The 21,415-nt window shown below is 71.1% G+C and carries 9 protein-coding genes; 4 read left to right on the top strand and 5 right to left on the bottom strand.

Going from position 1 to position 21,415, the window contains the following annotated elements:
- Nucleotides 1-296: 296 nt before the first annotated feature.
- From NR798_RS01335 to NR798_RS01325, 3 genes are all read right to left on the bottom strand, one after another.
- Entirely contained in the window at nucleotides 297-1,841 is a 1,545-nt protein-coding gene (locus tag NR798_RS01335; RefSeq protein ID WP_375769557.1) for an ATP-binding protein, read from the bottom strand.
- A 157-nt stretch (nucleotides 1,842-1,998) separates the two neighbouring features.
- Nucleotides 1,999-3,204 carry a glycosyltransferase family 4 protein gene (locus NR798_RS01330; protein WP_375769556.1) on the bottom strand — a complete coding sequence of 402 codons (1,206 nt, stop codon included), beginning with the start codon at nucleotides 3,202-3,204 and terminating at the stop codon, nucleotides 1,999-2,001.
- Nucleotides 3,205-3,562: 358 nt separating this feature from the next.
- The gene (locus NR798_RS01325; protein ID WP_375769555.1) at nucleotides 3,563-7,201 is read right to left on the bottom strand and encodes a HEAT repeat domain-containing protein; all 3,639 of its coding nucleotides are present in this window, start codon (nucleotides 7,199-7,201) and stop codon (nucleotides 3,563-3,565) included.
- Nucleotides 7,202-7,327: 126 nt separating this feature from the next.
- Here NR798_RS01325 and NR798_RS01320 point away from each other — a divergent pair, with 126 nt between their 5' ends.
- Entirely contained in the window at nucleotides 7,328-10,054 is a 2,727-nt protein-coding gene (locus tag NR798_RS01320) for a hypothetical protein (protein WP_375769554.1), read from the top strand.
- A 10-nt stretch (nucleotides 10,055-10,064) separates the two neighbouring features.
- Nucleotides 10,065-10,964: a hypothetical protein gene (locus NR798_RS01315; RefSeq protein WP_375769553.1), complete on the top strand. Its 900-nt coding sequence runs from the start codon at nucleotides 10,065-10,067 to the stop codon at nucleotides 10,962-10,964.
- Between the two features lie 58 nt (nucleotides 10,965-11,022).
- Here the strand turns inward: NR798_RS01315 and NR798_RS01310 are convergent, their stop codons facing one another.
- Together NR798_RS01310 and NR798_RS01305 are read right to left on the bottom strand one after the other, a co-directional pair.
- Nucleotides 11,023-11,445, bottom strand: a complete 423-nt coding sequence (locus NR798_RS01310; RefSeq protein WP_375769552.1) for a hypothetical protein — start codon at nucleotides 11,443-11,445, stop codon at nucleotides 11,023-11,025.
- A 323-nt stretch (nucleotides 11,446-11,768) separates the two neighbouring features.
- Nucleotides 11,769-12,659 carry a hypothetical protein gene (locus NR798_RS01305; protein WP_375769551.1) on the bottom strand — a complete coding sequence of 297 codons (891 nt, stop codon included), beginning with the start codon at nucleotides 12,657-12,659 and terminating at the stop codon, nucleotides 11,769-11,771.
- Between the two features lie 442 nt (nucleotides 12,660-13,101).
- On the opposite strand from NR798_RS01305, the gene NR798_RS01300 reads away from it, so the two are divergent.
- Nucleotides 13,102-19,569, top strand: coding sequence for a HEAT repeat domain-containing protein (locus tag NR798_RS01300; RefSeq protein ID WP_375769550.1), 6,468 nt, complete (start codon nucleotides 13,102-13,104; stop codon nucleotides 19,567-19,569).
- The gene (locus NR798_RS01295) at nucleotides 19,566-21,410 is read left to right on the top strand and encodes an SWIM zinc finger family protein (RefSeq protein ID WP_375769549.1); all 1,845 of its coding nucleotides are present in this window, start codon (nucleotides 19,566-19,568) and stop codon (nucleotides 21,408-21,410) included. Before NR798_RS01300 ends, NR798_RS01295 begins: the two co-directional genes overlap by 4 nt.
- Nucleotides 21,411-21,415: the final 5 nt, after the last annotated feature.

Raw genomic sequence — 21,415 nt, 5'->3', positions numbered from 1 at the left:
GAACGAGCTGCCCAAGCGCTTCGGCGAGTCGTCGGCGCATCGTGCTGGTGCTCGACAACGGCGGCGCCTTCACCCGCTGCGCTTCCAGCGCATCCCTTGAGACTGCCACGCCCCACGTGCGCGTCTTCTGGCTGCCGCGCTACACCTCTGGAAACCCTCAACTGGATTGAGGGATTGCTGACGGCTGACCGGGACTCCTTCCATGGTGAGGCCGTCCTCCTGCTGCACCGGGTGCGCAGGCGCTGCAGGCTGCCTACACGCGCCGCTATCCCCTGAACGGATCTCGTTGGGATGGCTTAGCCGCGTGCCTCCCGCGGCTCCGCGTCCGCCACGGGCAGGAAGACGCGGAAGGTGCTCCCCTCGCCCTCGAGGCTGTCCACCGTCATCACCCCGCCCAGCCCGCGGATGATGTCGTGGCACAGCGACAGGCCCAGGCCCGTCCCCTCGCCCACGGGCTTGGTGGTGAAGAAGGGCTCGAAGATGCGCTCCAGATGCCCGGCAGGAATTCCACAGCCGGTGTCGTGCACCTCCACCACCGCCACCGAGTCCCCCAGCAGCCGCGTCACCAGACGGATCTCCCCGCCCCCCGGCGGCAGCGCCTGCGCCGCGTTGACCAGCAGGTTGGTGAAGACCTGGGCCAGCTGCACCGGGTTGCCGAGCACCCGCGGCACCTCGCCATAGTCGCGCACCAGCCGGCTCCCCCCGCTCAGCCGACCCGAGGCCAGGCGGATGGCGCCCTCCAGCACCTCGTGCAGCGCCAGCGGCTGCGGAATCACCGTGTCTCCGCGCGAGAGCGATTGGAGACTCTGGACGATGAGCCGCATGCGCTCGGTGCCCTCGCGGGCGTCGGAGAGCGCCTCCAGCAGCTCGCGCCGATCGTCCTCGGACAGCGGCAGCCGGCACAGCTCTGACTCGATGAAGCCGAGGTTGCTGGAGACGAACGCGAGCGGGTTGTTGATTTCATGGGCCACCCCCGCGGCGAGCCTGCCGATGGAGGCCAGCCGCTCGTTGAGCCGCAGGCGCGCCTCGGTCACCCGCTGCTCGGTGACGTCGCGCACGGTGATGGCAAGGCAGTCGCCCACGGCGCGCACCTGACGGCGGAACCAGCGGCGGCCAAGCCGGCGCAACACCTGCTCCACCTCCGCGTCGTGCGTCTGACCCGTCCGGCCCACCTGCTCGCACAGGTGCGGCGGGGCAATGAAGGCGGCGTGCGGGAAGTCGGAGAGCAGGCGCCCTTCCGCCCCGCGCCCCTCATGGCCCAACAGGGACTCGGCGAGGGCATTGAGGTGCAGCAGACGCAGGCCCCCTCCCTCTTCCGCCCGGAGGAGGAAGAATGCGTCGGAGCCGCTGCTGGCCGCCGCCCGGAAGAGGGCCTCGCTCTGGAGACGGGCCGCCTCGCTGCGCCGATGGGGCAGCATGTCCCTGGCCAGGCCGAACATCCCCACCACCGTCCCGTCCGGTCGGCGCAGCTGCCCCTTGGTGGAGCACCACTCGCGCTCGACGCCCGCCATCCGCTCGCTCAGCTCGATGGAGAGGGGATGCCCGGCGAACAGCGCCCGCCGGTCCAGCTCCTGCGTGCGCCGCGCGTCCTCCGGCGGCATCAGCTCGGCGTCCGTGCGGCCGAGGATGCCGGCCACCGGCAGGCCGAGGTAGCGCGCTCCGGCACTGTTGATGAAGGTGTAGCGCCCCTGGAGATCCTTGGTGAAGACCGCGTCGGGCAGCGCCTCGGCGAGGGCGAGGAAGAGCTCCTTGTAGGGGAGGTCCGGCGACGCGGGCGGTGGCGTCCACACCGCCTCGCCCACCTCTGCCGACACCGATTCGGGAACAAGCGCCTCGTTCATGAGGCGACGGAAATAGGCACCGCGCCCCCTACCGAGAAGTCCACCCCCTGAACAGTCCGCGCCCCGGTTGTCCGGAACCCGACGCTTTACCTGCCCCCAAGGGCAGGTGCCCACGTCCGGTGCCGCACCCGCCGTTGGGAGTGGAGGAGGGCGGCCCTCAGGCGTGCGGCGAGGTCCAGATCTCCGTCAGCTTCCGGGCCACCACGGAGCCGCCAAACCGCTCCGCGGCGGCCGTGGCGAGCCGGGGCCTGTCGTTCAGCTGGAAGGCCCGCTCCACCGCGTCGGCGAGGCTTCGCGCGGACAGGTCTCCCGCGATCGCGCCCAACCCACCCTCGAGCATGAAGGGGAAGGGATAGACGGGGAAGGTGACCACGGGCGTGCCGCACAGCAGCGCCTCCACGGCGGCATAGCCCCACTCCTCGTAGAGGCTGGGGAAGAGGAAGACATCCGCCGAGCACATATGGGCCTGCACCTGCGCGGCCGGGAGCGGCCCGGTGAAGCGCACGTCGATGCACTGCGGCAGGGTGCGAGCCAGCGCCTGGAGCCGCCCCGGGTTCCTTCCAATCACCTCCAGTTGGAGCCGCCAGCCGCGCGGCGCGAGGTAGCGCAGGGACTCCAGGGCCAGGAGGAGGTTCTTCCTCGGGTGGGACAAGTCCCCGCTGCAGACGAGCAGCCGCTTGAGGTCCACCGCGCGCCCCTCCCGCTCCGGGGACAGGTACGGGCGCTCCACCTGGACGGGCGGAGGGCAGAGCATCGCCTGGATGCCCTGGGAGCAGAGCTGGGCGGAGAGCGACGGCGTCGGAGCCACGACGCAGTCCGAGGCGCGATACCCCTCCACATCACCGAGGTAGTGCGAGAACGACTTGAGGGTCATCACCATTCGCCGGAGGAGGTTGCCGCCCCGGGTATGGCGCCAGGTCTCCAGGGCGCGAAGCACCGGCTCGTGGGGGTAGAACCAGGCGGCGGAGACGAGCCTGCGGGTGAAGGGGCGGAGGGCCGGAGCCAGACCCGGGCGGTTGAGGTGGACCACGTCGAAGCGCTGCCCGGTCCGGGTGAGTGCCGAGGCCAGCCCGCGCTCGAGCCGGAGCCGGTCGAGCCGGGGCCAGAAGCGCGCCGCCAGACGCGCCACCCGGCCGGGAGGAGCGATGTCGAGTTCCAGGATGCGGACCCCGGCCAGCCCGAGGCGAGCACGGAGACGGGAGGCCGCCGAGGCCGTGGCCGCCAGGGTGACATCGTGCCCGGCCGCCACGGCGCTGGCCGCGACCTGCTCCGAGTAGGTGTCGATGCCGTTGAACCCGCCCTCATGCACCCCGACGAGCAACCGCAACCGGGAGACACGTTCCGACTGGCCAGGGGCATCCACATCGGCCTCCTCTGAGGAGCGCTGAGCGCGAGAGGAGGGATGTAGTGCTCGGTGTTCCCATTGCCCCCTGCCTTCCCGGATGGTGCCGCCGTGAAGGTCGATGGGCGGACAACAGCGTCCTGCTCGTCCCCCGGGGACGTCTGCTATTGCATGCCTGAGAATGCTTTTCCCATCGCACGAGAGAAGAGCACCTCCTATCCCAGCAATGAGCCGCTCCAAGCACACTGCGCCGGTGGAAGCCGAGGCTCCCGCCCGAGGAGCGCACCCGGCTCGCCCACGAGCTGCTGCTCCGTCTCGAGGCGGAGGGCGAAGCTTCGGATGCCGAAGCCGAGTGGGGTGGCCCAGCACCTCTCCGCGGTCAGGCAACGTCCCGCGAGCGGTTGCTCCGGGCCTTCTCCACGCCCCGCCGCTTCTTGAGCAGGGTGACGAAATCATCGCTCACCGAATGGTCGCGCGTCTCCGCGGCGTGCTCCACCAGCATGTCGCGCAACGCCTGCGCCTGCTCCGGCTCCAGCAGCAACGCCAGCAGCAGATAGACGCCGCGGAAACGCGAGTCCTTCAGATGCTTGCTGGCCCGCCGGTTGTCCTTCCCCAGGAACGTCTGGGCGATGAAGAACTCCTGAATCTTGTCATGGCGGAAGTGCCACTCGCGCTGCTCCTTGCCGTCGGGGCTCTTCCACTGCTGGCGCACCACCAGCTTGGCGGCTTCCATCCGCAGCAGCTCGCGGCCGAACTTCTCCTCCAGGATGACCCCCCTGTCCTCGCAGCGCAGCTCGTAGGCCGCCTCGGAGAAGGCTTTGAGCGGAAAGTCATCGAGGTAGACCTTGCGGTAGTCGCTCGCCATCAGCTCGTACTGCTGCCGCCGCAGGTGGAACAGGTCCGGCTGGCGCTCCTCCGAGAGCATCTGCGCCACCACCGTCAGGTCCATGGGGTTGGAGAGGACCTCGCTGTGAGCCTGACGCAGCTCCACGGGCTGCTGGGGCGAGAGGGCCTCGGCCATGAAGCGCTGGCAGGCCAGGACATACGCCTGACCGCGCACGGACGCATTCTCCGCCAACACCGGCTCGCGGCTCTCCAGGAACCGGACCAACTGCTCGTCCGAGAGCGGCTGGAGCACGTACCGGGTCGCCGTCGCGGGTGCCGTCCACTCGATGGGCTGCGTGGTGAGAAGGATGTTGCCGTGGAAGTTGCTCTCGACGAACTGGACGATGCGGGCCCGCGTATCGGCCGTCACCTCGTTGAGCCCGTCGATGTAGATGTCGAGCGCGCCGCTGTAGATGAGGCTGCGCAGGAAGGAGGCATCCTTCGCATGGCCCTCCAGTTTGGCCTGGATGGCCTCGAGGACGCCGTCATTGCAGCGCTCCGCCGGCAGGTACACCGACAGGCACTTCGAGTGGGCGAGGAGGTACTTGAGGAACATCGACTTGCCGAGCCCCGAGGCGCCTTCCAGGACGACCTGGCCGCGCAGACTGGGGAGGAGGCGCAGGAGGGGCTCGCGCTGGCCCGAGGCGGGAAGAAGGACCTCGGAGCCCTCGAAGTAGGTCCTGGAGGAGAAGCGTTCGAGGTGGGCCTCGGCGAGCAGGAGGCGGCTGAAGGGGGCCAGGACGCGGCGTCTCAAGACAGGCACCCACGTCAGCAACAGGCCCACGTAACCGAAACCGGTGATGCGGCGAACCCACGGGTTCCAGAAAAACAACGCCTGGACCTGAGGGGAGCGCGGGTAGAAGAAAAGGAGCAGGATCCAGAAGCAGGCGTGAGCGGCCAGGGTCCAGCCGAGCTTCCTCAGTGCGCGCCACGCATCGATCGAAGTCATGACGGAGCTGACGGTCTCGGCGTCCTTTGGATGGGACTCCCGCAGGTTGCGCTCGTGGCGCACGAGCAGATCGAAATCGGAGAGTTCCCACTGGCGACGGACGCGAAGGGTCACATCGGCAATCGATGCCGCCAGATTCTTCCGTAAGGTGGGGTACTTCTCCGTCTCCGGCCAGAAATCATCGAAGGCCTGTAAGGTAGACCGAGCATCATCGACCGTGAGCGCGGAGGGAATCTCCTCGTGTTTCCGCCCCACCCACCGCAGGAGGGATTCCGCTCTGGGGTTGCCGCCGCCCGCGGCGTGGGCGAGTAACAGCCAGTGCGCGCGGTTGACCATGTCATCCTCAGCCGCAGCAAGGACGGCAGCAACAAGCCGATCGCTGGGATTCACGAGCGACAGAAGAGCAACCCTGGCGGCCCGACGGACTTCCTCGTCCTCGTCCTGTAAGAGCTTGGCGACAAGCGGCACCTGCGCGCTGGCCGCAACCCCCATCCTTCCCAGTGCCGCCACCGCTGCCCGACGGACGTCCTCGTCCTCGTCCTGCAAGAGGTTGGCAACCCGCAACGCCTGGGCGCCGTCCGCCGCACTCATCTTCACCAGCGCAGCTACCGCTGCCCCACGAACGCGCGCATCCTCATCCTGCAAGAGGGTGGCAACCAGGGGCGCATGCGCGCTGGCCGCCCCCCCCATCAGCCCCAGTGCCTCCACCGCTTTCCGACGGACGGAAGTGTCCTTGTGCTGCAAGAGGTGGGCAACCCGTGGCGCCTGAGTGCTGTCCGCCGCGCTCATATTCACCAGCGCCTCCACAGTTCCCCAATAGAGGGCCGTATCCTTGCGCTGTAAGAGGTCGGCAACCAGTGGCGCCTGCGCGCTGGCTGCCGCGCCCATCTTTCCCAGGACCTCCACCGCTTTCCAACGGACGAGCGTGTCCTCGTGCTGCAAGAGGTCGGCAACCAGTGGCGACTGTGCGCTGCCCGCAACCATCTCCACCAGCGCCTTCACCGCAGCATCACGGGCGAGAGAATCCTTATCCTGCAAGAGGTTGGCAAGCAGTGGCGCCTGCGCGCTGGCCGCCGCACCCATCTTTCCCAGTGCCTCCGCCGCTGCCTGACGGACGTCCTCGTCCTTGTCCTTCAGGAGGTTGGCAACCAGTGGCGCCCGCGCGCTGCCCGCCGCGCCCATATTCCCAAGAGCCTCCGCCGCTTCCCCACGGACGTGCGCTTCCTTATCCTGCAGGAGGTTGGCAACCCCTGGCGCCTGCGCGCTGGCCGCCGCACCCATTCTCCCCAGCGCCTCCGCCGCTCTCCCACGGACGTGCTTGTCCTTATCCTGCAAGAGACTGGCAAGCAGTGGCGCCTGCGCGCTGGCCGCCGCACCCATTCTCCCCAGCGCCTCCGCCGCTTCCCCACGGAGGCGCGTGTCCTCGTGCTGCAAGAGGTTGGCAAGCAGTGGCGCCTGCGCGCTGGCCGCCGCCCCCAGCTTCCCAAGCAGTTCCACCGCTTCCCAACGGAGGCGCGAGTCCTCGTGCTGCAAGAGGTTGGCAATCAGTGGCGCCTGCGCGCTGGCCGCCGCCCCCAGCTTCACCAGCGCCTCTGCCGCTTTCCAACGGATGAACGGGTCCTCGTGCTGCAAGAGGTTGGCAATCAGTGGTGCCTGCGCGCCGGCCTCTGCCCCCAGCTTCACCAGCACCTCCACCGCTTTCTGACGGAGGTCCTCGTCCTTGTCCTCCAAGAGGTTGGCAATCAGTGGCGCCTGCGCGCTGGCCGCCGCCCCCATGTTCCCCAGCGCCTTCGCCGCTTCCTGACGGACGTCCAGACTTCGTAGACAGTCGATGAGCACAGCGACGTGCGCCTGCACCGATTCGCCCCCTAATGCGCCCAGGGCCTCGATGGCAACACGCTGGATGCGCCCGTCCTTCGAGCGCAACAGTTCCAGCATGCGCGGCTCTCGGGCGAATGCCCGCAGCCGCTCCCGGACTCCTGGCTCGGCAAGCTCTTTTTCGGTCAACCACTCCAGCACTTTCGCGACTACGTCGAGATTGGGGTCCTCTAGCGCCGCGAGCAGTCCGCGAATCCGCGTTGGCGCCTCGACGGGACGTCCCTCGGACGTAGATGTGGCCTGCGCCATGTTGCCGAGCAACAGGGTGAGACACACCCCCAGCCACATCAGAGTTCGTTGCCGCATTCAGGTCCCTTCCCCGGGTGGCATTCTGGCCCGTAAGAGGGCCGCCGGGAAAGGCACCCGCCCGACTGCGTCAGGCCTCTCCGCACGCTCGCCCCGCGCTTCACCTGTGCTAAACCCGTCCGCCCGATGGCCACGAGCGACGAGCTGACGGCAGCAGACCTGGAGCGGTTGTCACGGGCCGAGGCGCCCGACCTCGCGGAGGCCGTGCTGGCCTTCCTCGAGCAGCCCGACAAGGAGCCCGAGACCCTCCCCCAGGGCGCCCTCAACTTCGACGGCCTCCTCAGCCTCCTGCGCCAGTCCCAGTCCCGCCGCAGCGCCGAGGCCCGCCACACCGGCGCCCGCGAGGCCTGGCAGCGCTACCTCGCCCAGAAGGACGTCCCCCTCCCCGCCCGCTTCGCCCTCGCCGACCTCCTCGTCTCCCTCTACGAGCGCAACACCAGCGCCTCCCGCGCCGTCCTCTTCCAGCTCGCCCGCAAGGCCGATCTCCGCTACGGCCTCTGGGGCGGCCTCAAGCGCATCTACAAGCTCGCCGAGGCCCGCCACGACGCGGAGATGTTCGGCGTCCTCGCCTGGCGCTTCGACACCGAGCGCTCCGAGTCCTACCGCACCCGCGACGTCTCCCGCGGCACCCTCACCTACCTCCAGCGCCGCGCCTGGCGCTACCTCCGTCAGCTCGGCCAGGCCGTCCCCGAGCTCTACCCCCAGTTCGCCATCGAAGTGCTCCGCCACTACGAGCCCGATACCTCATGGCGCTCGTGCTGGGTCTCCAACCACCTCTGGTCCCACGAGACCGGCAACTACTCCGCCGACTCCTTCCCCATCGAGCCCCCCAGCGACATGGTGAAGAAGCGCGCCTTCACCGACGCGTGGAAGCGTTCGCCCGATGCGCTCATGCGGCTGCTCGACACCTGCCAGTCGGACCCCGCCGCCCGCTTCGCCATCCAGGGCCTGCGCAAGGACTTCCCCGATACCCTGCGCAACAACATCACCCCCGCCTGGTTGGATAGGCTCGCCCGCCGCCCGCTCGCCAGCGCCCATGACTTCCTCGTGGAAACCCTTCAGGGCTCCCCCGAGTTCCACCAGGGCAAGCTGCGTGGACTCGGGCTCCACGAGGCCGTGCTCGCCCTACTCGTCTCCGAGAGCAACAAGGCGCGCACCTACGCCATCGAGTACGCCCGCGCCCAGGCGCAGGACCTCGCCCCCGAGCGTCTCGCCGCGCTGCTCGAGAGCGACCACAACGACGTGAAGGGCTTCGCCGCCGCCGTGCTGGAGAAGCGCAACCCGCGCGAGCTCGGCCCGGACTTCCTCGGCCGGCTGCTCGTCCACAAGCAGACCGCGAAGTTCGCCGCCAAGGCCCTGGAGCAGAGCTTCGACCGCGCCGAGCTCACCCAGAAGTTCCTCTTCGACATGCTCTTCGGCGACGAGGAGCAGATGGAATGGGCCACCAAGTACCTCAAGGCCAAGTACGGCAAGGGCGAGCTGCCCGTGTCCTTCTGGAAGGCCCTGCTCGATGACTCGCGCCTGGAGTCCTATGGCAGCGACGTGGAGGAGCTGGCCCTCGAGTCGCTCAAGGCCTTCAAGCCCGCGGACATCGGCGCCGACTGGCTGCTCGACCGCGCCATCCATCCGAACTTCGGCGACACCATCTCCGACTGGCTCACCGAGGCGGACGCGCTGCCCGGCCTCGACGTGGAGCGCGTGAAGGGGCTCGTCTTCAACGCGAAGTACCGCGAGGTGGCGCTCAAGCTGCTCGGCAACCGCAAGCTCTTCGCGCCCCGGGACGTGGGCATTGCGTGGCTGCTGGCGCTCGCCCGGCGCGCGGACCCCACGCTGCACCACTTCGCCCACCGCTACCTGCTGGAGAACGTGGCGCCCGCCGACTTCAGCGAGTCCGGCGATGCCACCGCGGGCCTGGAGCGCCTCTTCGAGCTGGCGCTCGGCGCGAAGCAGCCCGCCCCCGTGCGCACCTTCGCCCAGACGTACCTGCGCTGCCACCACCCCGTCATCGGCCCCGAGCAGCCCGAGTCCAAGTCCTACCAGCTCAAGCCCAAGGCGCCTCGCAACGCGTACACCCCCGAGCGCCTCTGGCCCGCGCTCTTCGATGCCCGCGACGATGTGCGCCACTTCGCGCTCGCCGTGACGCGCGTGGAGCTGCGCGCCTGGGGCTGGCACACCCGCGTGTACGAGCTCGCCGAGGCCAACGCCAAGGAAGTGCGCAACCTCGCCTATGACGCCCTGCTCGACGCGGGCGAGGAGGGCGCCGACAAGCGCCGCACCCTCACCCCCGAGGAGCTGGACGCGGTGAAGGTCTTCTCCCTCACCGAGAGCACCAAGCGCTCCACCCGCGAGGTGGCGGTGGAGCTCATCCGCCGCCACTACGCGCGCCTGGGCGGGCCCGAGCGCCTCGCGTGGCTCATGGAGAGCGCCGACCGCGAGGTGGGCCTCTTCGCCATCCGCCTCCTCTGGGAGAAGCACCGCCCGCTGCACCTGCCGGAAGGGTGGAAGCCCTCGGGCGCCACGGAGTCTCCGGTGAGCGCCACCGAGCGCTTCGCCAACGTGGAGGCCCTGCGCACCTTCCTGCGCCGCATGCTCTTCGGCCTGCCGCCGGGACGCTCCAAGGAAGGCCGCGAGGGGAACGTGGTCCGGCGGGTCTCGGCGAGCGAGGCCAAGCGCCGGGTGATTGAACTGGTGCGGGACCTGGGATTGGAAGACGAGAGCTTCGCCCGTGTCGTGGCGCCCGTGCTCGGTGAGTTCACCGGCTCGCTGGCCAAGGGTGAGTGGCAGAGCTGCCTGGCATCGCTGGTGAGGCTGCGCGCGGCGCACCCCGGCGTGGAGCTCGGGGGATTGGCGTAGGGGGTCCGCGATGCGCTTGCCCATCGTCTGGCGCCTCCTGCTCGCCCTGCTGGCCTTCCCCGCCCCCGTCCTCGCCGACATCGCGCCGGATCCGCTCGCCGGCCTGTCCGAGCCGCGCCCCCTGGACGCCAAGGCCGCCCAGGGCATCTCCATGAAGCACGAGCAGGTCATCATCGAGCTTCACGACGCCTACGCCCTCATCGACGCCACCTTCACCATGGCCAACCCCGGCCCACCCCAGGAGCTTCAGGTGGGTTTCCCGGGCAGTGGCGTGCGCCTGGATATCCCGGACGAGTACGCCTCCCATGATCCCCTGGAGGGGTTCTCCGTCTGGGTGGAGGGCCGGGCCGTGCCCCACGAGGCCCGGCAGCTCGAGCGCTCCTCCTCGTACGCGGGCCGCACCAAGACCTGGCCCGAGACGTGGCACGTCTTCACCACCCGCTTCGCCCAGGGGGACACGAGAATCCGCGTGCGCTACGGGGTGGTGAGCAACCCCTACTCCGGCCGGAGTGCACACACGGGCGAGAAGATCATCGACGGCCGGCGCGTCTGGTACATCCTCGAGACGGGCGGACTCTGGGCCGGTCCCATCGGGGAGATCGTCGTCCGCATCAAGGCCCGGGGTGGCGTGAAACCCGAGAGCATCCGCGTCCGCACCCACGCCCGGGATACCCGCTGGAAGGTTCCGAAGCCGGGCGCGCCCTCGCCCTCGCTCGATGTCACCCGGGACGCGGAGGGACTCACCCTCCGCTGCCAGCAGCTCGACGCCACCCGGTGGGACAACCTGCAGCTCGTCTACAGCCCGGATCCCCAGCGGCTGCCGCCCATGAAGTCCCCTTGGGATACCGGAGCAGCGACCCAACTGCTTCGCCAGGCCCTGGGCGTGCGGATACCGGATGGCTCCCCATGACCGGCGCACAGACGGTTGCCTGACACCTTCCACCGGAGAGGCAAGCGCCGGGTGGCTGTCAGAAGTCCTCTCGGGCCTGAGCGAGGGTGTACTCCGTCTGAGCGGGGACGAAGTTTCCCGTCTTCTCCACCAGCCAGGCGGGAGCGCCCTGAGGCAGGTAGAAGTCCTCCTGGAAGGGTGACAGCCCCAGGTGGTGCAGATACTCCTCAAGCATGTCGAAGGTGAAGCGGTCCCTCACCTTGCGCGCCTGGTAGCGTTCCAGCTTCTCGAAGGGAAAGGGTTCACCGGACTGGCCGAAGACCCAGGGGCCCCCATCGTTCATGGCGTAAATGGTACGCAGGTAGTTGAGCCAGTGCGTCTGCTGGGGCCCGTACAGCTCGAATATCACGGCCCCATAGCGGCCTTTGTCCTTGCGCAGGGTGTGGGGCACCGTGACCACACGCATGCCCCGGCAGCCCAGCGCCTCGGCCATGTAGCCCATGGCACTCGCGGCATCAGTTCCCCCCCACCCGTTTTCGACGTACGCCGTCCAGGGGCTGCGCGTTGGCACGAAGAGGTGTCGCCGAGTCTCCGGACGGGTCAGGGGCAAAAGGGAGGAGAGAGCCTGCTCCAGGGGGCCTGGGACCGGGCGCACCTCCACCGCGATGCCACGAGGCGCCTGCAGCCCTGCCTGCCACGCCGCGAAGGCACGGGCGGCGTGCTCCGCACCGGTCTCCAGAAATCCCATCTCCGAAGTGATGGGCGCCCAGCGGTCATCGAGGAGCAGGCCCTTCATGTTCTCGGTCATCGGTCGGGTCTCGCCTGTCAGGGCACAATGAGGAGGATGGTCTCCGCATCCGAGTCGTTGGACATGATGCGCGACTGGTGCCCAGGGCCACGGCCCGACATGGGCGTGTCGTACTCCACATGGTAGCGGCGGCCGTTATAGTCGAACTGCAGGTCCGGCCGGTTGGTTCCCACGCGCTGGCCGTTTCTCACTGTGACCTGCTGCTGGTTCACCCGGATGTTCGTGGCGCCCATCTGCCGTAGATACTGGATGTCCGCCTGGGCCTGCGCATTCTGGGTGGAACTGGAGCCAACAGGCCGCTGCAGCGGCTTGACCCCCGGTACTGTTGGCTTGACCGCGACATCCCCAGGCAGGCGCGAGCCAGGAGCCATGCGCGGCGTTGGATTGCCACCCGAGAGCGCCTGGACCAGTCCCGGCGATGGCGCACGCACTCCCGGCACCGCAGCGGGCACTGCTGGCGCGGGACCGGGCTCCGGAGCAGGAGGAGCGGCTCGTGGCGCGCGGGGTTGCGATGCCGGGACCCTGCCACCGACTCCCTCCTGCCGAGGCAGTGGACGGGGCTCCGGTTCCGTGCCCACCCGGAGCACACGGGAGAAGACGCCTTGAAGCACCTTGGTGCCCGTCAGGGTCAACAGCAGGACCTTCAGCTCGCGCTGGGTCGTCTGCGCCAGGTGCGCACGCACCTCGAGCATCGTCCGGGCGATGCGCGGAGTCGTGGCCGGAGAGAAGAATGTGGGCACGATGAGCGTGCCCCCCGCTCCCCGGTACCACGCATACCTCGGGTGCCCTGGCGCCGCGGCGCTCGCCTCCAGGTCCGCCAGGGCGGTGTCCCGGTCCGGGTAGAGGGAGGCATGGAGCGGCTCGGCGCTCGTCACTCCCAGGTCGACCTGGGACTCCGGGACGAGCACAGGCAGAGGTAACCCCTCGCAGTAGAGGAGATAGCCTCCCTCGGTGAGACCAAAGCCCACCGCCGTGACTCGGAGTTCGACGAAGTCCCGATGCTCGCGTGGATCGGCGGTCCGCTCCGAGACCCGGGGCAGTTGAACGCCACCGCGGCGCAGAGCCTCCGCTCGTTGAGGCGTAGCGGCCTCGAAATCAATCTCGACGATTCGAGGTCCGCCCTGAGCGGAAACAGGGCCGCTCTGCCCATACCACCGACGGACCCTCGCGGGGGAATGCGCGGCGCATCCCGTGAGCAACAACAGGAGCGCAAGCCTGCTCAACCGATGAAGCCACCCGGCGGGGAATCGCACCAGGGACACGTTGCCGGACAGGCGTGGAAACCTGAAGGACGGCGGAAGTAGCTGGCTTCACCTGTGCTAAACCCCTCCGTCCGGAGGATTCCGACGTATGGCTTCACTGTCCATCGGCCACTACGAGAAGGTCCGCGCGCTCGCGGCCACCCCGCGCCTGCTGCTCGTCGGCGGTGCCCGTGCCGCCGCCAATAGCCGCCTCACCGCCTACGAACCCTCCACCAACAAGGTGGCCTGGACCGTGGACCTGCCCGCTGCCGTCCTCGGGCTCGCCCATGCCGGCGAGAGCTGGGTCGCCGCCTGCGCGGATGGCACCGTGCGCATCGGCGCGCTCGGCGATGGCTCCGTGCAGCGCGAGCTGAAGGACGCCCACCGCGGCGCCTGCACCGCCATCGCCCTCAGCCCCGATGGCACCCGCGCCTTCACCGTGGGCCTCGATGGTTTCCTGCGCGCCTGGGAGCTCGCCAAGGGCAAGCGCGTGCACGAGTGGCAGGCCTCGCCCCAGCCCCTGCGCGCCGTCGCCGTGGACCCCTCCGGCACCTACGCCGCGTGCGCCGGAGATGACTCGGTGGTGCGCTCCTTCACGCTCGCCAACGGCGCCCGCCGCGACATGCCGGGCCACGAGGGTGCAGTGCGGGCGCTCGCCTTCACCCCGCGCGATGGGCGCCTCGTCTCCGCCGGAGATGATGGCAAGCTGCGCATCTGGTACCTCGTCGGCGCCGTCGAGCACGAGGTCCGCGGCGACAAGGACTCCGGCCATACCGGCGCCGTGCTCGCCCTGCTCTTCCCGCCCACGCCCACTCCCGAGCGCGGCGAGGAGGCCTCCGACCGCATCTTCTCCTCCGGCGACGACGGCAAGGTGAAGGCGTGGCGCCTGGACGAGCGCCGCAAGCCGCGCACGCTCGACTGCGGCAGCAAGCCCGTGCATGCCCTGGCCTTCGCGCCCCCCGTGAGCGCGCGGCAGGCCAAGGTGCAGCTCGGCTTCGTCTACGCGGGCGGCGAGGACCGCACGGTGCGCCGCTTCGAGCTGGACACCGAGGGCAAGCCCACCAACGACACCGTCTCCTTCTCCCACGGTTTCGAGCTGCTCGAGGAGTCGCGCAAGGGCAACCGGCCCAAGCGCGAGGCCGCCGTGCGCGAGGCCGCCGCCCTGGAGGAGCCCGAGGCGCTCGACTTCGTCCTCGCGATGCTCTCCTCGGACCGCGAGCACGAGGTGCGCAAGCTGGCCGCCGAGGAGCTGGGCCGGCTCGGCCGCACCGGCGCCCGCGTGAAGCTCCGCGAGCGTCTCGATGATGAGCACCCGGCGGTGCGCGCCGCCGCGCTGGAGTCGCTCGCCTCGCTGGAGAAGGAGTCCCCGCTCGCCGCCCCGCGTGCCGCGCTCGACTCGCGCTACCCGGACACGCGCATCGCTGGACTGCGCCGCCTGGCCGCGCTCGGTGGCGCCTCGCCGCTGGTGCCGGGCCTCATCTCCAGCAAGCTGACGGACTCGGACGCCTCCGTCTCGACGACGGCGCTGGATGCGCTGACGCAGGTGTTCCCCAAGGACAGCACCGAGCCGCTGAAGACGGCCTTCGAGCGCGGCACCTCCCACCTGCGCGCCGAGGTGCTCATCCGCGCCGCAGGTGCGGGCTGGCTGGGCTCGCCCCAGTTGCAGCCCCTCGTGGCCCGCGCCCTCGACGACTCGGACGCCGACGTGCGCCGCGTGGCCTTTACCGTGCGCGTGCTGGAGCGCCGGCCGCTCGCCCATGTGCTGGAGGAGAAGGACGAGGACTTCGCCCGCGCCGCCCTCGACGTGGCCCGCCGCCTCTCCCGCCGCCCGCGCCCCACCGACGAAGAGGCCCGTGCCGCTCGCGCCGCCCTGCCCGGTACTGGCAAGGCCGGTGAGCCCCTCGCCGAGCCCAGTCTGGAGCCGCTGCTCGCCGCCATGGCCTGTCGCACTCCCGACACCGCCGTGCGTGGTGCCCGGGGACTCGCACAGCTCGGGGATGCCCGGGCACTCGGCGCGCTGCTGCAGCTCTCCCGCGAGCCCGACGCCGCCATCCGCCGTCAGGCCGCCGAGGCCCTCCGCGCCCTCCAGGACGCCCGCGCCCGCGAGCGCCTCGTGTGGATGCTGGACGACGAGAACGCCGACGTGCGCGCCACCGCCCTCGACGCGGTGGTGACGCTCGACACCGAGGCGCCCCTCTCCACCGCCGAGGCCGCCCTCCGCTCCTCCTTCGAGGACGTGCGCGTCCGCGGCCTCGACCGGCTCGTGAAGCTCCCCGGCAAGCGCTCCGAGGCCGCCGTGCACCTGCTCGGCGATGCGCTCGAGGACGAGTCCGCCAAGGTGCGCGACGAGGCCTTCCGCACCCTCTGGGCCTGGAACGAGAAGAATCCCCAGGAGGCCCTGGAGCGCGCGCTCGCCGGCCGCTTCCCGGATCTGCGCCGCCGCGCCGTGGACGAGCTCGCCGCCCGCATCAAGGACGCCTGGGCGCTCGAGCGGTTGAAGAAGGTCGTCGGTGACCGCGACGCCAGCGTGGCCCAGGCCGCCTACGAGGCCTGGGTGAAGCACGTGGGCAAGGAGCAGGCGGAGCCGCACCTCGCCGCCTTCGACACCGCTCACGCCTCGCTGCGCGCCCTGGCCGCGAAGAACGCCGCCCAGGCCCCCGCCGAGTCCGTGCGCTCGCCCCTCCTCAAGCTGCTGCTCGCCGAGGAACCGCAGGTCTACATCGCCGCCATCGAGGCGCTCGACAAGCTCATCAAGAACGAGAATGGCCCCTTGCTCGCGGGCCTCGGCTCCGGTGAGCTGCCCCTCAAGGTGCGCGCGGCCGAGCTGCTCGCCGCCCGCGGCGCCGAGGACATCATCGAGCCCATGCGCAACCTCCTCACCGACAAGGAGCTGCAGCGCATCTACCCGCCGGCCTTCCTCGCCCCGCTGCGCCACCGCGCGGCGAGTGCCCTGGCCACCCTCGGCTCGCGCCGCCTGCTCTCCTTCTTCGCCACCACGCTCCTCAAGGACGAGTCCAGCGAGGTGCGCGAGCAGGCCGCCCGCGGGCTCGCCACCGCCAGCCGCCGCGGCGACGAGGGCTACCTCCTGGACGCGCTCGGGCACGCGGACGTCGCCGTGCGCTCCTGGGCCGCGGATGGTCTGTCCCGCCTCGGCGACATCCGCGCCCTGCCCGTCCTCACCGGCAACCTGCGCCACGAGCACCAGCCCATCCGCATCGGCGCCATCCTCTCCTTCGCGGCGCTCGGCCCGGACGGCGACAGCGGCCTGCTGCACGGCCTGGAGGATCGCTCCCGCGAGGTGCAGGAGACCGTCTTCGCCATCGTGCTCGCCAGGGATTTGCGCGCCGCGCGCCGGGGCGAGCCGCCCGACCTGCTCACCAGCGCCCTCTCCAGCGCCCGGCCCGAGGTGCGCTACGCCGCCGCCCGCGCCCTGGAGCTGCGCACGGAGACGGACGCCTCCCACGCCCACCTGGTGGAGGTGCTCCAGCCGCCCCGCCCCGAGAAGGCCGGCGACATGAAGGACTGGCCCGCCGAGGCCGAGCGCGCCCGCTCCATGGTGGGGCTCGCCGAGGCGCTCGCCAGCGACGTGCCCGAGCAGCGCTACGCCGCCGCCCAGGTGCTGCAACTGCGCCACAAGCCGCTCGACTACTTCCGCGAGGCCGCGAAAGTGGCCCGCCCGCGCTCGCTCGAGGCGCCGTGGAAGCCCGAGACGTCGCCCCAGGCCCAGGCCCGGCCCATGGAGGAGAAGCCCGCGCGCAACTGGCTGCGCCGCCTCTTCACCACCGGCACCGGCAAGGCCGCCACCGCCGAGCCCTCCCCCGAGGCGCTCGTCTCCGCCGAGAAGCAGCACCTGCGCCGGCTCGCCTTCGGCGCCTACGTGGGCCTGCTGCGCCAGGTGTCCTCCGGTGACGACGAGGGCCACCGCGTCCGCCGCGACGCCGTGGACCGCGTGGTGAAGCTCACCCAGGAGGGCCATGCCGGTACGCCCGCCGCCGTGGCCGCCCTGCTGCGCGCCCTCGAAGACCCGCACCAACTCGTGCGCAAGGCGGCCCTTGGTGGCCTCAAGGAGCTGTACCCCGCGGGCTCCGATGAACCGCTGGCGCTCGCCCTGGCCTCGCTCTCTCCGGACGTGGCCCGCGCCGCGCTGGACGAGCTCGCCTCCCGCGGAGCGTCCGCCAAGGGCCGCATCACCGCCGCGCTCAACTCGCCCCTGTCCGACGTGCGCAAGTACGCCTTCGAGTTGCTCGAGCGCCTCAGCCCTCCGGGCAGCCTGGAGCCCCTGCTGGCCGCGCTCGGCAGCGAGCACGCGGATCTGCGCGTCGGCGTCATCGAGCGGCTCGCTGGTGCCAATGACTCGCGCGTCACCGAGGCCCTCGGCCGCGCCGCCGGCAGCGAGCACGAGGACCTGCGCCTGCGCGCCGCGGAGCTGCTCGCCTGGCGCCAGGATGACCGCGCCGTGGAGGTGCTCGCCGCCTTCCTGCGCTCGGAGAACGCCTCGGCGGTGAAGCGTGCCCAGGAGGCCCTGGCCCGGCTCGGCTCGGCCGCCGCGGTGGGAGCACTCGCCGCCCGGCTGCGCGCCACCCCGGAGATGAACGAGCGCCTCGCCCTCGTGAAGGCCCTGGGGCACACCCGCAGGCCCGAGGCCGTGGATGCCCTGGCCCGTCAGCTCGACGACGAGTCCAACCCCGTGCGACTGGCGTGTGTGAGCGCGGCCATGGACGTGGCCACCTCGCCCAAGAAGAACGACAAGGGAGAGTTCGAGCGCGACGCGGCCCTGGCGATGCGCTTCCTCCGCGCGGCCGTGCGCAGCGCCGACCCCATGGTGCGCAAGGCCGCCGCCACCGAGCTGGAGCAGGGAGACGACGTGGGCCAGGACGAGCTGCTCGCCGGCCTCTTCGCGGACCGGGACGTGACGGTGCGCATGGAGTCGGTGGCCCGCTACGCCTCGCGCGTCATCCACAAGGGCGCCAAGGTGGAGCCGTTGGAGGAGGTGCTGCGCGGTGGCGCTCGCGAGCTGATGCTGCCCGCCGCCGAGGGCGTCGCCTCCCGGGGCCGCACGAGCGCCCTGCGCCCGCTGCTGCTGTACGTGCGCGCCGGTGAGGAGGGAGACCGGGAGCGGGCCCTGCTGGCCCTCGGCACGCTGGGAGATGCGCGCGCCCTGTCCGAACTGGAGCAGGTGGCCGCCGGGGGTACGCCCGAGGCCCCCGTGGAGGAGAGCATGGTGGCCGCGGCCCTCGAGGGCCTGGGCCGGCTCGCCCCGAAACTGCCCGAGGGAGAGGATCGCCGCCGCGCCGAGGAGAAGGTGGAGCTCGCCGCGATGGAGGCCACCGCCACCGCGCTGCAGCAGGCCGGTGTCCGGGGCCTGCGCTTCATCGGCGGCGAGCGGGCGCGCTCCCGGCTGGAGACGCTGCTGGCCGACGACAACACGAACAACGAGGTGCGCCTCACCGCCGCCCAGGAGCTGGGCAAGCTCGGGGACACCGCCGCCGAGCTCACCCTGGCCAAGGCGCTGGACGATTGGGATGACGCCCTGCGCGCCGCGGCTCGCAAGGCGCTCGACGCCCTCTTCCCCAAGGAGCGCATCCGGGTGGAGTTCCTCGCCGTGGCCAGCGAGCAGGAGGACGTCTCCGAGCCCGCCGCCAGCTACCTCGCCACCGAGGCGGACCCCATGCAGCTGTTGCCGAGGCTCGCCACGCTGGACAAGGAGGAGCTGCGCCAGCGGTTGCGCCGGGGACTGGTGCGGCGCGCGTCGCTGCCCGCCGGAGCGTTGGCGAACCTGCTCGGCCACGAGAAGCCCTCCGCTCGCGAGGAGGCCGCGTGGCTGGTGGGCGCGCGCACCGGTGAGGCGGATGCCTCGCGCGCCTGGTCCGGCGAGGAGCGCGCCATGCTGGGCCGTGCCCTCACCACCGCCGAGCGCCGCACCGCCTCCGAGTGGGCCTCCACGCCCGCGCCCAAGCGCGAGTCCCTGGAGACGGCCTGGGAGCGGCTGCTCTGGGCGGGCTCGTGCCTGGGCGTGAGCGAGCTGGCCAAGGCGGGCAAGGACATCCTCCAGGGCGGAGAGGCCAAGGCCCCGGCCGGGGTGCGCCTGGAAGCAGCGCGGGCGCTGGGCCGGTTGAACACGGCTCCCGAGGCCCTGCGTGCCGCGCTGGCGGATCCGGACGCCGAGGTGCGCGAGGCCGCCACCTCCGCCCTGGCGCGCATCGCCCCCGAGCGCGCCGCCGAGTGGGCACTGGCGGTGCAGCCGTTCGACCCCGTGGCCACCGGCCCCGCGGGTGGAGCGGTGCGCAGTCCCAAGCAGCTCGCCTCCTCCGAGGCCCGCCGCATGGCGCTGCCCTCGGTGCTGGCCGGCAAGGAGCTGGAGCCGCTGCGCCCACTGGCCACCAACAAGGACGAGCAGGTGCGGCAGGATGCCTGGGCCGCGCTGGGCCGGCTGGGCGGCACCGAGGCCGCGGAAGTGCTGCGCGGCCAGGCCTTCGACAAGTCGCAATCCGTGGAGCTGCGGAAGGCCGCCTACCGCGCCCACAAACGTGCACTCCGCGCCGCCGAGCGCGCCCGGAAGGAAGGGAGCCCGTCGTGAGCACCGCCACCCACCACGCCGTCGAGCTGCGCTACGCCACCACGAGTGACGTGGACGCCGGCGCCAATGCCTCGCGCGTCCAGCTGGCCCTCGAGGGCTCCCGCGGCACCGTGGGCGTTCGCGGCCGGGTTCGCGAGCCCGCCCTCTTCCGCGACGCGCTCGCCGCCACGCTCGGCATCCTCGCCAGCGACTTGCGCTACCGGGGCAAGGATCGCACCGCGTACCTCGCCTACCTGATGAAGCAGGGCAAGCGCGCCACCGCTCAAATCTGGGAGGCACAGAAGGCCTTCCTGGAGCAGTCGCTCGAGGGCGAGCAGAAGGCGGACGCGGTGTTGGACCCTGTCCTCACGGTGGATCCGGACCAGGTGTCGCTGGAGGTGTTCTCCCGCGACGAGAGCGCCTATGCGCGCCTGTCCTTCGACAACTCGCTCTTCGAGGGCCGCGAGGCCGCGCACGGCTCCACCTTCCTGGACGTGCCCGCGGACCTGCTGGCCAAGGTGGACCGGCTGCGCACCTACGTGCCGGTGTCGCTGGAGGCCCACGTGGCGCTGCCCGCGCGTGGCGCCGAGTCCCGCGCCCCGCGCAACGTGGAGGTGCCGCATGCGTGGTTGCGCGGCTTCCTCCAGGTGCAGTCCGCCGCCACGCTCCCGGCGAGCACCTGCACGCTGGCGCCGATTGATTTGTACAACCTGCTCTTCGCGCTGCGCACCCGGAAGGCGAAGAAGGCCCCGCGCGCCCTGCGCTTCGAGCTCGTCCCCGGCATGCAGCCGAGGCTCGTGCTGGAGCCGTGGGAGCTGGTGCTCGAGTGCCACGGGCCGAAGTACCAGGGCAGCGCGCCCGCGGTGGTGCGCACCTTCGGACGGCAGCGCCTGGCGGCCCTCGCGCGGCTGCTGCCCCATGCGCAGGGCGTGCGCGTGCAGATGCTCGGACCCGGCCTGCCGGTGTTCTGGGTGATTGAGCTCGGACCGGCCACGCTGACGCTGGCGCTCACCGGGTGGACGGAGAGCGGCTGGTCCAGCGCCGCCGCCTTCGATGCCCTCATGCCTCGCGCGGTGCCGGACGGGCTCGCGGAGAAGCTGCGCGGCCGGCTGCGCAAGGAGGGCCCGCTGAGCTTCGAGGCGCTCGCCTCGGGAACGGACTCGCCGAAGGACGCGGTGCGCGGGGCGCTGCAGCTCGAGTGCCTGCGCGGACGCGTGTTGTATGACATTGCCAGGGGCACGTACCGGCCGCGCGAGCTGCTCTCGACGCCGGTGGACGAGGCCGTCATCCGCTACGGCAACGAGCGCGAGGAGCGGGCGCACCGGCTGCTCGGCGATGGCGGCGCGGGCGCGGGCGAGGTGAAGCTCACCAAGGTGCACGAGGTGGTGGGCGTGGGCACGCGGCTGACGGGTGAGGTGGTGGACCGCGAGGCGGTGCGCAGCTTCTTCCCCGGGTTCATGTTGGATTTGGAGGGACGGGTGCGCGAGGCGAGCTGCGGCTGTCCGCCCTACCGGCGCTCGGGGATGCGCGAGGGCCCGTGCGAGCACATGATTGCCCTGCGGCTGGCGTACGCGCGGCAGAGGGCCCAGGAGGAGGCACTGCGGCAGACGCCGAAGGGACGGGCGCTCATCCGCGCGGAGACGCGCTCGTACGTGCGGCGCGACGAGGCGGGCCTGGAGCAGGTGTACCGGGTGTCGCTGGACGGCAAGCTGGTGTCGGTGGAGTGGGGCCCGCGCCTGGGCGAGCAGCGCCACCAGCGGCTGTGGTTCGACTCGGACGGCGAGGCCCGCACGGCCTACTTCGCGCGCCTGGAGTCGCTGGCCGCCGAAGGCTTCATCGACTCGGTGGGCGGGGCGGTGTAGCCGGT

It is taken from the genome of Archangium gephyra (genome assembly GCF_042230915.1).
GTDB classification, from domain to species: domain Bacteria; phylum Myxococcota; class Myxococcia; order Myxococcales; family Myxococcaceae; genus Archangium; species Archangium gephyra_B.
Note: the sequence above shows the minus strand (reverse complement) of the source record. Positions and strands in the feature narration are given on the sequence as shown.